Annotated in this window: 16 protein-coding genes and 1 riboswitch; of the genes, 1 reads left to right on the top strand and 15 read right to left on the bottom strand. The window is 35.4% G+C overall.

The window, feature by feature from the left end:
• Positions 1-328: 328 nt before the first annotated feature.
• Both AC1DTM_RS08460 and AC1DTM_RS08455 read right to left on the bottom strand, forming a co-directional pair.
• The gene (locus tag AC1DTM_RS08460; protein ID WP_002159216.1) at positions 329-1090 is read right to left on the bottom strand and encodes a L,D-transpeptidase; all 762 of its coding nucleotides are present in this window, start codon (positions 1088-1090) and stop codon (positions 329-331) included.
• A gap of 221 nt (positions 1091-1311) precedes the next feature.
• Entirely contained in the window at positions 1312-2178 is an 867-nt protein-coding gene (locus AC1DTM_RS08455; RefSeq protein ID WP_016103773.1) for an SDR family oxidoreductase, read from the bottom strand.
• A 223-nt stretch (positions 2179-2401) separates the two neighbouring features.
• Here AC1DTM_RS08455 and AC1DTM_RS08450 point away from each other — a divergent pair, with 223 nt between their 5' ends.
• Entirely contained in the window at positions 2402-3703 is a 1302-nt protein-coding gene (locus AC1DTM_RS08450; protein WP_477000152.1) for an NCS2 family permease, read from the top strand.
• A 62-nt stretch (positions 3704-3765) separates the two neighbouring features.
• Here the strand turns inward: AC1DTM_RS08450 and AC1DTM_RS08445 are convergent, their stop codons facing one another.
• The 13 genes from AC1DTM_RS08445 to AC1DTM_RS08385 form a co-directional block, all read right to left on the bottom strand.
• Positions 3766-4038 carry a hypothetical protein gene (locus AC1DTM_RS08445; protein WP_002159219.1) on the bottom strand — a complete coding sequence of 91 codons (273 nt, stop codon included), beginning with the start codon at positions 4036-4038 and terminating at the stop codon, positions 3766-3768.
• Between the two features lie 54 nt (positions 4039-4092).
• Entirely contained in the window at positions 4093-4305 is a 213-nt protein-coding gene (locus tag AC1DTM_RS08440; protein WP_002159220.1) for a hypothetical protein, read from the bottom strand.
• A 32-nt stretch (positions 4306-4337) separates the two neighbouring features.
• Positions 4338-4988: an ABC transporter ATP-binding protein gene (locus AC1DTM_RS08435; RefSeq protein WP_016103771.1), complete on the bottom strand. Its 651-nt coding sequence runs from the start codon at positions 4986-4988 to the stop codon at positions 4338-4340.
• Positions 4989-6221 carry an ABC transporter permease gene (locus AC1DTM_RS08430; RefSeq protein WP_016103770.1) on the bottom strand — a complete coding sequence of 411 codons (1233 nt, stop codon included), beginning with the start codon at positions 6219-6221 and terminating at the stop codon, positions 4989-4991.
• A 9-nt stretch (positions 6222-6230) separates the two neighbouring features.
• Positions 6231-7304, bottom strand: coding sequence for an FtsX-like permease family protein (locus AC1DTM_RS08425; protein ID WP_477000151.1), 1074 nt, complete (start codon positions 7302-7304; stop codon positions 6231-6233).
• Positions 7305-7422: 118 nt separating this feature from the next.
• A complete protein-coding gene (locus tag AC1DTM_RS08420) occupies positions 7423-7824 on the bottom strand; it encodes a hypothetical protein (protein WP_016103768.1) in 402 nt (133 codons plus the stop codon).
• Between the two features lie 197 nt (positions 7825-8021).
• Entirely contained in the window at positions 8022-8876 is an 855-nt protein-coding gene (locus AC1DTM_RS08415; protein ID WP_016103767.1) for a patatin-like phospholipase family protein, read from the bottom strand.
• A 148-nt stretch (positions 8877-9024) separates the two neighbouring features.
• Entirely contained in the window at positions 9025-10179 is a 1155-nt protein-coding gene (gene kdpDN, locus AC1DTM_RS08410; RefSeq protein ID WP_088099630.1) for a KdpD-like non-kinase potassium sensor, read from the bottom strand.
• A 56-nt stretch (positions 10180-10235) separates the two neighbouring features.
• On the bottom strand, positions 10236-10817 hold the full coding sequence (kdpC, locus tag AC1DTM_RS08405) for a K(+)-transporting ATPase subunit C (protein ID WP_016103765.1): 582 nt from the start codon (positions 10815-10817) through the stop codon (positions 10236-10238).
• A 16-nt stretch (positions 10818-10833) separates the two neighbouring features.
• Positions 10834-12924: a potassium-transporting ATPase subunit KdpB gene (kdpB, locus tag AC1DTM_RS08400; RefSeq protein WP_477000150.1), complete on the bottom strand. Its 2091-nt coding sequence runs from the start codon at positions 12922-12924 to the stop codon at positions 10834-10836.
• 13 nt (positions 12925-12937) lie between these two features.
• Positions 12938-14605 (bottom strand): potassium-transporting ATPase subunit KdpA, encoded by a 1668-nt coding sequence (kdpA, locus tag AC1DTM_RS08395; protein WP_016103763.1) that lies wholly within the window; start codon positions 14603-14605, stop codon positions 12938-12940.
• Positions 14606-14624: 19 nt separating this feature from the next.
• Positions 14625-14705 carry a K(+)-transporting ATPase subunit F gene (gene kdpF, locus AC1DTM_RS08390; protein WP_000972378.1) on the bottom strand — a complete coding sequence of 27 codons (81 nt, stop codon included), beginning with the start codon at positions 14703-14705 and terminating at the stop codon, positions 14625-14627.
• Complete coding sequence (locus AC1DTM_RS08385) at positions 14702-14806, bottom strand: SipW-dependent-type signal peptide-containing protein (RefSeq protein ID WP_000887888.1); 105 nt, start codon at positions 14804-14806, stop codon at positions 14702-14704. Before AC1DTM_RS08385 ends, kdpF begins: the two co-directional genes overlap by 4 nt.
• Before the next feature lie 95 nt (positions 14807-14901).
• Positions 14902-15047: riboswitch (cyclic di-AMP (ydaO/yuaA leader) on the bottom strand.
• Between the last annotated feature and the right edge of the window lie 95 nt (positions 15048-15142).

The following is a 15142-nucleotide window of genomic DNA, read 5'->3' as shown; positions in this document are numbered from 1 at the left end:
CTCTTCTCCCCTTCCCTCGCTTTAACAAATGCCCAAATAAATCCGACGAACAATATTAAATCAACATATGGAACATAAAAAGAAAAGACGAGAAACGCATACAAATACACGATAAATAAACAGGTCGTTACTAAGAAAATTTTAAATGCAAATTCACTTTTCATAATGTAACCGCCTCCCCAATCTGTACTGTATTATATTCAGCAAAACATAATAGTTGCTGTTTCAATTTTTTCATCTCACTATTTGTAGGCACGCGATTGGTATGAAATCATTAAAACCAACTAAACTTCATCACAAATAAGCTACCGCCTATACACGGTAGCTATTATGGAACATTATATTTCCTTTTATATATGTTACTTAAAATCGAATAAGGTAATTGCTCATAACGAATTTTTTCTCCCGTTTCCTCTACAATATACAAATTGTTTCCTATATAATAGGTTCCATCTTTTCGTTTGGAATACACTGCGTATTTTTCATTTGGCAATACCGTTTTTACTTTCGTTAATTGTCCATTTGGTTCTTGCCAATATATATTTACACGATCTACTAACGTAAGCATTCCAATTTGTTCTTCTTCTACTTTACGACCATTCCAACTCACAACACGATAACCAAGCTTATAAGCTTCATATTCGGGACTCGTATGAAAACGAGAAATAATTACTTTTGTCTGTAATTGTACCCGGTCGTATAACCATTGTATGTCCCGATCGTGCATGCGAATACAACCATTCGATTCCCGGCTTCCAATCGTTCCTTCACGATTTGTCCCGTGAATGGCATATTCCTTTTTATCCAGACCTAGCCATCTCGTACCGAGAGGATTATTCGGTGCACCCCCAGGTATTTTTTTACGATGGTATTCTTTATTTTTATATTTAGTTATAATACAAAAATTCCCTTCAGGCGTCGGGGTGCTATCTCTTCCTGTCGTTATCGGAAATGTTCTAGTATAGTTTCCCTCTTCAAAAAAAGACAGCTGATTCGTCGTAAGGTTAACTAATATTAAATGATCTGTATTAGCAAAAACGCTAGCTGGCAGGCAGAAAAATAGGATTACGATAAACCATACTTTCTTCATTTAAATCCTCCCTAGCACTAACATCATAATAAAGTGAAAATTTACTCGGTGGGGGGTTTTGTCCATCCCCCACTAAGTATTAGCCTTCACCACTCCCGCTATTTGCGGGCTGTTATCTCCCACCTAACTTCTGTGCTCCACCTGAATTTTGAGGTGGAATTTTACTGCCCGTTAATGCGGGATAAATGCAATTAACTTTACTTTGCTCTTATAAATGAAAACTATCCATTCACAATTACTCCACCATTTACATGCATCATCTGTCCCGTTACATATGCCGAATCACTAGACGCTAAATATACATATGCAGGCGCTAATTCATACGGCTGACCAGGCCTTTTCATAGGAACATTACTGCCAAACTGTGATACTTTTTTCTCATCAAAACTGGATGGAATAAGTGGTGTCCAAATTGGGCCTGGTGCAACACCATTTACACGAATTCCCTTTTGTACTAACGACTGAGATAGCGATCTTGTAAAAGCGACAATCGCTCCTTTCGTTGCAGAATAATCAATCAACGTTTCATTTCCTTCATACGCAACGATAGATGCCGTGTTTATAATTACATCCCCTTGCTTTAAATGAGAGAGCGCTGCTTTTGTAACATGAAAATAAGAAAAAATATTAATACGGAACGTTTTTTCTAACTGTTCCGCTGTAATATACTCTAGCCCTTGCTGCGGATATTGCTGTGCGACGTTATTCACAAGAACATTTAAACTCCCCAGTTGCCGGGCGGTCTCTTCCACAATATCTTTACAATGTTGTTCACTACTCAAATCCCCCGGCAGTAATATACAATTCACGCCTTCTTTTTCAACAAGTTGTTTCGTCTCACTTGCATCTTCGTCCTCATCTAAATAAGCAATCGCAATATTTGCTCCCTCTTTTGCAAAAGCGATGGACACAGCTCTCCCAATCCCACTATCTCCCCCTGTAATTAATACATTCTTTCCTTTTAACTTTTCGCTTCCTTTATAATTAGGATCTTCAAACTTTGGACGAGGATTCATTAATGATTCAATACCAGGCTGTTTATTTTGATGTTGCGCTGGCATCGTTAAAAAGTTTTTTTGCTGTGACATAACTTCCTTCAACTCCTTTTCCCTTATAATGTGCACAATATTAAAAACTACTTACACATAAAAAACCGCAATTCATGCTCATTTTCACGGTTAATATTCGAATTTAAGACATAAAATATGAATTGTTCTAAAGTTTTTATGCAAAACTATTGCAAAAAAGACAAAAAACGAATATTATATATAACTGTTGTGAAAATTATTCGTAAAAAGAAAGGATGTTTATATGTTTAACCTTTCAAAACATAAAACTTCTATTAAAACTGAAATTATGGCAGGTATTATTACCTTTTTAACAATGGCATATATCATTGTCGTAAACCCTGTCATCCTTGGGGATGCAGGTGTTCCGTTTGAACAAGCATTTACAGCGACAATCATTGCAGCTGTTGTCGGAACATTATTTATGGCGATCTTTACTAATTTACCAATCGCAATTGCACCAGGTATGGGATTAAATGCTTACTTCTCTTATTCTGTTGTAAAAGCTCATGAAGGCATGACTTTCGCAATTGCATTCTCTGCTGTATTCGTAGCAGGTATGATTTTAATTTTGCTATCATTCACATCTTTCCGTACAAAATTAATGGAAGTAATTCCTGAAAACTTAAAACATGCACTTACTGCTGGTATTGGTCTTTTTATCGCTTTTATCGGTTTACGCTTAACAGGAATTGTAACAAAGCATGACTCTAACTTAGTTGGACTTGGTGATCTTCATTCTCCTCCTGTTTTACTAGCATTAGCTGGCCTTGGAATTACAATTGTCCTTATGTCTTTAAATATAAACGGGGCACTATTTATCGGAATGTTATTAACTGGTAGTATCGCTTACTTCACAGGTCAATTAACATTTTCAAATGGGGTTACATCAATGCCTGGATTACCAGAAGGAATTATCGTTTCAAATCCAACTACTGCTGTATCTGATGTAATTAACTACGGATTATACGGCGTTGTGTTCTCATTCTTCCTTGTTACACTATTTGATACAACCGGAACATTACTTGGTGTAGCACAACAAGGTGGATTTATGAAAGACGGAAAGCTTCCAAAAGCAGGACGAGCTCTTCTATCTGACTCATTCTCAGCAACAATTGGAGCTATGTTCGGAACAACACCATCAACAGCTTACATTGAATCATCTGCTGGTGTTGCAGCTGGTGGCCGTACTGGTTTAACAACAATTACAGTAGCTGTACTATTTGCAGTAGCAGCATTCTTCGGACCGTTAGTGAGCGCTGTTTCTGGCGTTTCAGCTATTACAGCACCATCATTAATTATCGTTGGTAGTCTTATGATGGGTTCAGTTCGATATATCGATTGGGATAMGTTCGATGAAGCATTCCCAGCATTTTTAGTAATCTTAAGCATGCCACTTACATCAAGTATCTCAACAGGTATCGCACTTGGATTTATTTCATACCCACTTATGAAAGTGGCAAAAGGACAATTCCGTGCTGTTCACCCACTTGTGTATTTATTCGGGATCTTGTTCGCTTATCAATTAGTTTTCTTACCACATTAAAATCCCTCATAAAGAGGGATTTTTTTCATAAATAAAAAAGTAGAGCATCGAATTCCGATGCTCTACTTTTCTTTTGCAACAATCACACGAACCACTTTTAGCGCAAGCAGTAAGAGCAAGTTTGCTACTGCTACAAGTCCTAAGAAGACTGCTATCATCAGCTCTCCCATTCCGTTATTTACTAAAAACATAACGAAAGACATAAAAGCTAAAGCAAACAGTATTAACGTTGGTATGTATTTAATAAAAGGCTTCTTATATGATTTTTTAGAAAGAAGAAATGTAATTACTAATGTCATAATGAAAACAAAATATACGGCAAATAAGAAAATCAGCCAAACTACTTAACTATAAAAGCCCCCTCCAAATATAAAGGGAGCTCACAATTTCTAATACCTCTCAGCTACCTGTAATTCTTTACTATACTTTTGAATGAAAACTGATGAAATAACCATCATCATTCCTACACTAAACCCAATAAGCTGATTTAGTAACATTTCATCATAAATCAACCAGCGCAGCAGAAATGCACCGCCAAAAATAAGCATTGCAGTAAATCCAGTATGTCTAAGCCCTTTATATACATTTTCCATATGTATCATCACATATTTTTATCCACATTACACCATAACGTTTATTGAATATTGCCATCAAGTAAACGTATCGTCCTCTGGCAATATTCAGCCACCTTTTGATCGTGTGTTACAACTAGTACCGTTCTTCCTTGTTTATTAATTTCTTTTAAAATGCTCATAATTTTTTCCCCGTTTTCTTGATCGAGAGCGCCAGTCGGTTCATCAGCAAGTATAATTTTTGTATCTTGTGCTAAAGCCCTTGCTATTGCTGTTCTTTGCTGTTCTCCACCTGATAACTCGTAAGGATATTTGTTAATATGCCTCTCAAGCCCTACCATTTCCAGCATTTCTTTTGATATTTGTATACATTTCTTATGAGAAATTCTTCTATATATAAGTGGAAGCATTACATTTTCAATAACTGTATAATCGTCTAGTAGCGAAAAGTTCTGAAACACAAATCCAACTTCCTTATTTCTATACTTATGATAGTTTGACTTTAATGTACTCATATCCATGCCATCTAAAAAATACTTTCCAGTAGAGGGGCTATCAATTAAGCCAATAATGTTAAGTAAGGTTGATTTCCCCGAACCAGATGGCCCCATAATAGCTATCATTTCGCCTTTTTCTATTGTAAGATTAATATCTTTTAAAGCACTAAAATTACTCTTTCCGTATCCCTTAGCCACATTTGCGAGCTGAATCATCTATAACACCTCTTTCATATATGTATTTTTTATTTTTAGTACATTGAAGTAAATGATTGCATATATAATGAGGATCATTACAATTGATAGAGCACCTATAACAATCAATGATTCTATAGAGACTTGTAACGTTCCAAAGAAAGATACTGTACTATTTTCTAGCCCTTTCTGAATTTCAATTACTCCGCTATTCTCCCATTGAAAATACATAATTCCTATACATATAGATAAAATGAATAACAACATATACTCAATAACAAACGTAAGACATAGTTGAAAAGTACTTGCTCCTAATGCTGATTTAATAGAAATATTTTTACGCTCCATATAAAGCGCTGCCATTGATGTTAATAAAATTGATATAAATGAAAAAAATAAAACTGTACCGCTTAATAATAAGGGGTATGACATATTATCAATGCCTTGCTTTTCATTTTCTAACAATTTATTCGGATTTGTAATATAATACGAATACCCCTTGCCTTCTGTTACCTTTAATACTTTCTTTTGAAATTCATTTATATCCACTTTTCCATTTGTTTCTATAATCAGCCCATTGTATAAAAGTTCTACACTATAAAATTCTATTTCTTCTGTTCCAATTGGTAAAATAGCCATGTCATCTAATAATGTAATACGATTATCCGATATTTCACCGCTTCGAGGATATGTAAATGGTGAATTTTTTTCTAAAAAACCGATTACTTTTAGCTTCATTTTTCCAGATGGTATGACATCACCAATAGATACCTTTTCTTTATAATTAGCACCTAATATAACAGGTCTAATATCAAATACTGATTTATGAAATTCCGATTCCTCAAAATATCTTCCTTGTGAAAGTCGTATATGAAAGTATTTATTAATATCTTTATCAATAATAAGAGTCTTTATCGTTCCATTTTCTTTTTTTAAGCTAAGTGAATAGTTACGGAACAAATAATTTGTTGTATTTGTTATTGATATCGTATTAGATAACGCTTGAATGAAATGTTGATAATCACTTTTCGCTTTTTCTTCGCTAAACAACGTTATATCTTGCGTCGCATAAAGTTCATAGAAATTTTTATGAGTCGATAAATTATTTGCTACTGTCATCATTTTTCGATATCCCGAAAGATTACTAATAAATTCTATTGCTGAAGAAAATGCAATAATTAAAGAAATTACTATAATCAAACTTGGTAACAACCGTTTTTTCACAGACCGTATAGAATCAAATATTAAAAACATGACGACCTCCTACGTTCTTAAATGTTTTCCGGGATATATATTTATAATGTGCTTGATTGGAATTATAGTAACAAACATTGTAAGAAAAATTATAAAAACAACATTAMATATCAATACATATAGTGTTAATGGTTTTAATAAGTATGTCTGAAAATACGTATGAATTGTTCCAGAAAATATTTCTAACGTAAGAAAAACCAACAACATCGCTGCTAGAGAAATAAACAAAATTTGAATATATAGTTCGCAGTAAATAGACATATTAGAAGCACCTACTGCTTTTTTTAATGCAATCTCTCTTTCTTTTTTATAAATCCAAAATAAAACCGCAGAAATGCCAGAAGCAATTGCAACAAGAATGAATTTATAATAATACTTATTTGCTGGATCTATATATGTTACATTTAGTTCCTGAAGATCTCTTTCATTCAGTATTTGAACCTCACCCGAAATTACTTCTTTGCTCTTATTCATAAAAGTTTTTATTTCGTTATGGATAGATGATGTAGGGTTAACAACTGTTAATTGTAATTGTTTACTCGCGATAATACCTTTTTTAGATATAGTAGGTAAGTTTTGAAGTGGAACGTATATGCCTGCTACGCCGACGTCACTGTCTTTTCTCGATATAGTTCCTATTTTTTTATATGTATCATCAAATTCATATAATTCCTCTACATTCGTTTGATCACCAACAACCATATCATTTACATTTTCACGATGAAAATATTGCCCTTCAGAAATATATGGCGTCCAATAATACTCATCTTTTAAGTTCACAGCTATGATCTTTGTTGCCCCTGAACTATTTAATGCTTTTAAATGCTCTACGTAAATATCACTTTTCACAAAAGTATCTTGTATGAAAGGAATTATCGCTTCCAATTCAGTTGCATTCGCTATCGGAACAGTTAAAATTTGATTTTTTTCTGGGAAACCGATTTGAAAAGCAGATATAAAATTTCGTTTAGACTCTGTTAAAAGCGCGGCAACTGATATAGAAAGAAAAGAAATAAAAAATGCCATAAGAAGAATTACTGAAAATAGTTTGTTGCTTTTTATATTTTTAAAAGCTAAATACATGTCTCTGCTCCTTTTAGATAAGAAGGAGACGATGAACATCCCCTTCTCCTTATCCAAATATTTATAAAGACAACTATTTAATATTTTTTATTACTGTAATCGTAAGTTCCTATTACTATTAAAAGTACCTTTGTAATCGTAAGTTTCCATTACTATCAAAATTACCTTTGCGAATCTCTTCTTGATAGTCATTATCCTCATTAGCATAATGCTCAGAGTATAGTCCTTTTGCACCAAAGGCGTTATATGCACCATTACTCACAGTAGCATTTAATGCTCTTCCAGATTCATGGGATCCTAATTTATCCGAAGCGCTTTCAATATATGAATTATTTCCATTTGAATTAATAAAAGAAATTGCTACTGAACAGCGAGATGCATTTTGATTCGTAGTCGTTTGAGCTCTGTAAGATAGTAGATTACCGCTTTTGTGACCACTTAAAGTTGGATAGAATGCACTTGTTGAGATTGATGTTGCTAATACTACTAAAGTTGTAATTGAAAAAACCTTTCCTTTCATTAACAATCACCTCATAAATTAAATAGTTTAGTAGCGCTACATCGTCATAATACCCTTCAAGCCAATTTTTCTCAATAATAAACCCATATGTTTTACAAACTCTTTAAACGCTTAAACATTAATACATTTTTAAAAAGTAACGTATAAGTAGCAATACAAAAAAGGCTGCAGAGAACTCCTTCTCCACAGCCTAATTATTATTTTTGCAAAAACGCCTGTAAATCTGCAAACTGTCTCTTCGCATCTTCATAGCCTTGCTCATATAGATTTTGTAATTTAGCCGTATCCTTTTCCATACGATCTACTTGAAGCGGCACTTCCGGGCGAATAACAAATAAATTACCAGCTTGTTCTTCTTTTTCAATGTAGTGAAGTGTTTCATTATACACTTCATAACGAGCTAGCATCGTGTTAACAAGGTTCGGGTATTTTTTATAAGCTTTCGTTGCAACCCAGCCAAATTTCGATTTTTTCTTTGCGTAACCATGGTTTCTCGTCAAAATAACGACTGATTTTTTAAATCCATCCTCCTGTGCTTTACGAACTGGAATCGGATCAGAAATCCCGCCATCTAACAATTGCTTACCACGGTAATTTACTACTGGTGCGATGAAAGGTAATGAACTAGACGCTTGTAATAAATTTAGCGCATCATCATTCGTTCCCTCTTTTTCAAAATAAACAGACTGTCCTGTTTCACAATCCGTTGTTCCTACAAGAAAGCGTTCGGGACTATTAAAGTATGTTTCAAAATCAAACGGCACATGCTTTTCTGGAATTTCATGAAAAATGAATTCCATATCAAATAACTGACGTTTTCTCCATAAGTTTTTATACGATAAATACTTCGGATGTGATACATAATCAATATTGACCGTTTTGTTTCTATTTCTTTGTCTGGAAAGATACGACGCTGCATGACAAGCACCAGCTGATACACCGACTACATATGGAAAATATAAATCTTGTTCCATAAAGTATTCTAGTATCCCACCAGTATATACACCACGCATACCGCCTCCTTCTAATACTAACCCCGTATTTTCAAGCATGTTATTCTCTCCTCTTTATATACATTGACTCTTTAATTATTCACTATGTTAAGTATCTTTTTCTATTATATATGAGTTCTTTCAGAAATTATATTCAAAAGGCTTGAAAAAAGAAAAATAGAGACTCCTGAACAATCCAGTCTCTATTTTAAGCTCTTTGATCAGCAACGATATGAATATCAATATACTTCGTTTGTCTCATAATTTCATTTACAATAGAACCTTTTCGTATTTCTTCCCACCGTGTTCTCGCCGATTGCCCAAGTAAAACTTGTGTCACCTGTAGTCTTTTCGCAACTTCAATAATAACGTCAGCTGGCTTTCTTCCTTTCGCTTCTTCTAATACAAAGCTCGCCTCAAATTGATTCGTTAGCGATTTCCACTCTTCAATTGTTTGCTTTTTCCCTGCTGAAAGGGAATCTATATTTTCCCTTTCTACATTTAAGACATACAATTCAGCGTTTAACCGATCAGCCATGCGCCAACCTCGCCGTATTAATTTCTCCGCTGTCGAACTATATTGCACACAAACGAGAATTTTTTCCTTCACGCCAATCGGTTCTATAACTGTTTGGCTAATTTTCTCATCCATATCATCTGCAACTTCTCGAAGTGATAATTCCCTTAGTGCCCCTAAATTATTAAGTGTAAAGAAATTTTGTAAGCTTTGTTGAATTTTTTCTTCCTTATATATCTTTCCATCTATTAATCTCTTCCTTAATACTTCCGGTGTTGCATCAACGAGTTGAATTTCATTTGCTTTTTGCAAAATAAAGTCTGGAATACGCTCTCTTACTTTTATATTCGTAATTTGAGCTACAATGTCATGAACACTTTCTAAATGTTGAATATTAAATGCTGATAATACGGATATGCCTGCTTCTAATAATTCTTGTACATCCATATAACGTTTCTTATTTTTAGATCCAGGAATATTACTATGCGCGAGTTCATCCACTACAACTACTTGCGGTGCACGCTTTATAATTCCTTCCACATCAAGCTCACAAAATAACTTTCCTTTATACTGTATTTCTTTTAAAGGGACTTTTTCTAAATCAGCAATCGCTTCTGCTGTCTCTTCCCTCCCATGTGTTTCAATTAAACCAATTACAATATCAATACCATCTTTTTTCATTTCTCTAGCATCATAGAGCATCTTATAACTTTTCCCTACCCCTGGTGCAGCCCCTACGTATAGCTTTAACTTCCCGCGATTTTGCTGACGAATATATTCTAGATACTCTTCTGGCGTCCGCCTTTGAAACGTCGGTTTATAATCATCCGCATACAAAATACTCACACCCTTTCTTTTGAAACAACGCTACCTCAATCCTTTAGATTGAGGTAGCGTTATTTCTATTTCATTAGTTTCTGTAATTCTAAATTTAACTTTAAGACATTCACGCGATCTTCTCCAAACAAGCCGAGCGCAGCGCCTTCCGTTTGATCCTTAATCAATTGATCTAGCTTTTCTTTCGGAATATTCGTTAATTTCGATATACGATCTACCTGTACAGAAGCCGCCTTTGGACTAATGTCAGGATCAAGCCCTGAACCTGAATTCGTCACTAAATCTATCGGTACTTCTGTAACTGGAACGGTTGGATTTTGTTTCTTCCAGTCTTCAATACTTTTCTCTACTCGTTTCTCTAAATCTGGATTAGACGGTGCATAGTTATTTGAACCGGATGCCTCTGCTTTATATTCTATACTAGAGACGCGTCCATGAAAATAACGTGGATCTGTGAAATTTTGACCGATTAATTTTGAACCAACTATTTCATCCTTATCATTATATATAAGACTTCCATCCGCATTATCCTTCATTACCGCTTGCGCAATACCAGTTACAATAAGCGGGTATACGAGGCCACACAAAACTAAAAATGTAAAAGTAATACGAATAATTGGTGATAGTATACTTTGTTTCTTCGCCATCTTTTTCCCCTCTTCCTTATATGAACAAGCCGACGATCATATCAATTACTTTAATTCCAATGAACGGAACGATAACCCCGCCAAGCCCGTAAATGAGTAAGTTTCGGCTAAGCAGCGCATTCGAACTCATCGGCTTATATGCAATACCTTTCATCGCTAGCGGAATGAGTAACGGAATAATAACCGCATTAAATATTAATGCTGATAAGATTGCTGAAAGCGGTGATGTTAATTTCATAATGTTTAATGCTTCCATTTGCGGAATCGCAAGTGTAAACATCGCTGGAATGATTGCGAAGTATTTCGCAATATCATTCGCAATACTAAACGTCGTTAACGCACCACGTGTCATTAACAATTGCTTACCGATTCCTACAACCTCAATAATTTTAGTTGGATTCGAATCTAAATCGATCATATTGGCCGCTTCTTTCGCAGCTGTGGTACCACTATTCATCGCCAATCCAACATCAGCTTGCGCTAACGCCGGGGCATCATTTGTACCATCACCTGTCATTGCTACAAGTTTCCCTTTATCTTGCTCTGCTTTAATAACCGCAATTTTATCTTCTGGTTTACACTCAGCAATGAATTCATCTACCCCTGCTTCTTTCGCAATTGTTGCTGCTGTTAATGGATTATCACCTGTACACATAACCGTTTTAATTCCCATTTGGCGCAATTGTTCAAAACGTTCACGCATACCAGGTTTTACTGTATCCTTTAAATAAATCAAACCGTAAATACGATCATCTACTGCAACTACAAGCGGTGTCCCGCCCTCTTTTGAAATTAAATCTGCTTTTTGATTCACATCTTTCGGAATTGTTCCACCTTGCGATTGAACCCATTCAATAACGGCACCGACAGCACCTTTTCTCACTTTCGTTCCGTCCTGTAAATCAACACCACTCATTCTCGTTTCTGCTTTAAACGGAACAAATTCACCTTGTTCTGCAAGTTCTCTATTATATGATATAGATTTCGTTTGTACATATTCTATAACTGATCGACCTTCTGGCGTTTCGTCTAAAACTGAGCTAATTGCAGCCCATTTTCCTACTTGCTCAATCGTTTCATTTCCTACAGGTAGCAGTGTATGTGCCATCCGGTTCCCGAAAGTAATCGTACCTGTTTTATCTAAAATAATTGTATTAATATCACCCGCAGCTTCTACTGCTTTCCCTGACATTGCTAGCACATTAAATTTTGTCACACGGTCCATCCCAGCAATACCAATCGCTGATAATAACCCACCAATTGTCGTTGGAATTAAACAAACTAACAACGCTACAAGTACAGCTGTTTCAATTTGAAACCCTAAATAATTTGTGAAAATCGGCAACGTCACAACAACGATTAAGAAAATAAGAGTTAAACTCGTTAATACTGTATTTAAAGCAATCTCATTCGGCGTTTTTTGACGAGCAGCGCCTTCTACTAATGAAATCATTTTATCAATAAATGATTCACCAGGATTGCTCGTAATTATAATTGTAATCTCATCACTTACGACCATCGTTCCGCCTGTTACGGAACAAAAATCACCGCCCGCCTCTTTTATTACAGGAGCTGATTCCCCTGTAATTGCAGATTCATCTACAGACGCTAATCCTTTAATTACTTCACCATCATTCGGAATCATTTCTCCTTGTTTTACAATAACAACGTCACCTTTTCTCAGATCAGTTGCTGAAACTTGAACAATATCTCCATTTTCTTTTACAACATTTGCAAACACATCTTTCTTCGATTGTTTTAAAGAATCTGCTTGTGCTTTACCACGACCTTCAGCTAACGCTTCTGCAAAGTTAGCAAATAAAACTGTAAATAATAGAATGAGAGAAACTGTTATATTAAACCATCCTGGTACACTATTAGAACTACTTGGAAGAAAGGATAAAATGAACGTAATTATAAAGCCAATTTCCACAATGAACATAATCGGATTCTTTATCATTACTTTCGGATTCAATTTCGCAAAGGATTGTTTCATCGCATGCGTCACGATATCACGATCCAACGTTTTCGCTTGTCTAACCTCATCTTCCACAGCATGTATTTGTGACTGATTTATTTGTTTTTCTTTTACCACTACCGGTCTCATCATTTACCCTCCATTACTTCAATGTAAGAAATTCTGCAATTGGGCCGAGTACTAACATCGGGAAGAATGTTAACGCACCAACAATTACAATCGTTCCGATAAAGATCCCTCCAAATAAACCATTATCTGTACGGAACGTTCCGACTGTTTCTGGCACTACCGTCTTCTCTTTCAATGAAGCTGCCACAGCTAACATTGTAATTAAGCTGAAATAGCGCCCTAAAAACATAACTAAACCAGTTGTAATATTCCAAAACGGTGTATTATCTGCTAATCCTTCAAATCCTGATCCATTATTCGCAGCTGACGATGTATACTCATATACAACTTGCGTTAAACCGTGGAAACCTGAATGAGAAATTGCATCCGTCCCTAAATTTGTTGAAAGAGCTAATGCTGAAAACCCTAAAATAAGTAATGGATGAAATAATATCGTTACCGCAATTAATTTCATTTCCTTACCTTCAATTTTCTTACCTAAAAACTCTGGTGTCCGTCCAACCATTAACCCAGATATAAAGACTGCAATAATTGCATACATAATAATGTTAACAAAGCCTGCTCCAACACCACCGTATACTGTATTTAACATCATATTTACGAGTGGTACTAAACCACCAATTGGTGTTAATGTATCATGCATCGTATTAACTGCTCCTGTTTCAGCAGCTGTCGTTACTGTTGCGTATAGTGAAGAAAATACTGTTCCAAATCGTACTTCTTTTCCTTCTGTACTTCCTTGTACATGTTCAATACCCATTCCATTTAACGCTGGATTCCCATTTAATTCCGCTGTAGTAATCGTTATAAACCCTAGTAAAAACACCATAAATAGTGAAACGAAAAGGATACGTCCTTGTTTTTTATTTCCTACCATTCGTCCGTACGTAAATGGTAGTGCTGTTGGCAATAACATCATAAGCATCATTTGTAAAATATTACTCATTTGTCCTGGATTTTCGAAAGGATGTGTAGAATTTGCCCCGAAAAATCCACCGCCGTTATTTCCAAGTTCCTTAATGGAAACGAATGATGCAACTGGACCACGCAAAATACTTTGCTTCGCACCATCAATTGTTTGTGCTGTAACTGCCCCGTCTAACGTTTGTGGTACACCAAGTGCGACAAAGACTAGCGCTGCAATAAATGCGATAGGAAGAAAAACTCTCGTTAATGCTCTCGTAAAATCAACGAAAAAGTTACCGAGTTCTTTTCCAGCGAGTCCTCTAATAAAAGCCATAACAAGTGCTAACGTCGTTGCTGGTGCCGCAAACATTAAAAATGTAATCCCGATTAATTGTGATAAATAAGATAAACCATTTTCACCGCTATAATGCTGTAAGTTTGTATCAGCCATAAAACTAATCGCTGTATTAAAAGCCAGCGTAGGCTCCATTCCTTCAATATGTGCTGGATTTAGCGGCAGCACACCTTGTAATCTGAAAATGAAATATACGACAACAATCATGAATCCATTGAGTAAAACTAATGATAATGCGTACTGTTTCCACGTTTGATTGTATGCTTTTACACCCGTAATTTTAAAAATAAGTTTTTCAAAAGGCCCGAATACTTTATCTAGCGTTTTGCTACCTTGAAAGGCTTTCTCTAAATAAATCCCCGTTGGCTTTGCTACTAAAATAAACAAGAGCATTGTAATAACGACTGCAACCCAAATCATAATGAATGATTCCCCCTAATTAAAACTTTTCTGGATTTAATAATGCGTACACTAAGTACACCGTAATCGCTGCAACAATAACCGATAAGGCAATCATCATGATTGCTTCCCTTCTTTCACAACTTTATCTGACCAACTTGCAAGACTTGCCATCGATGCGACTAACCCAACAAAAATCCCGATCATTACAACATCTAACATAACTACCCCTCGCTTTTTGTTAAAATTTACCATATAGTTATCAAAAAAAGAACACTAAGCTCCACTTAGTGTTCGAAACGAACAACACAAAGTAAACCTCCTCTCTAAACGCTTACGAGGTTAGCTGTCGGATTCGGGCCTAAAGAGTAGCCCTACTTTCAAAATTGAAAGATTCACCCCAAGTGACGATGCACAAAATTGGTTCCCCCGCTCCATTTCTGGAACTCAGCGATTTTAGGTTTTTTTGGAAATTTCATAAATGATTTATGAGAGTAAATATACTCCTCTATATTTAACTTGTAAAGAGGCAAATTACTAAAAAAAAGAAAATATTCC

This window comes from Bacillus sp. P4_D3 (assembly GCF_056401855.1).
The sequence above is the reverse complement of the archived record's forward strand: the minus strand, read 5'-3'. Positions and strand labels throughout refer to the sequence as shown.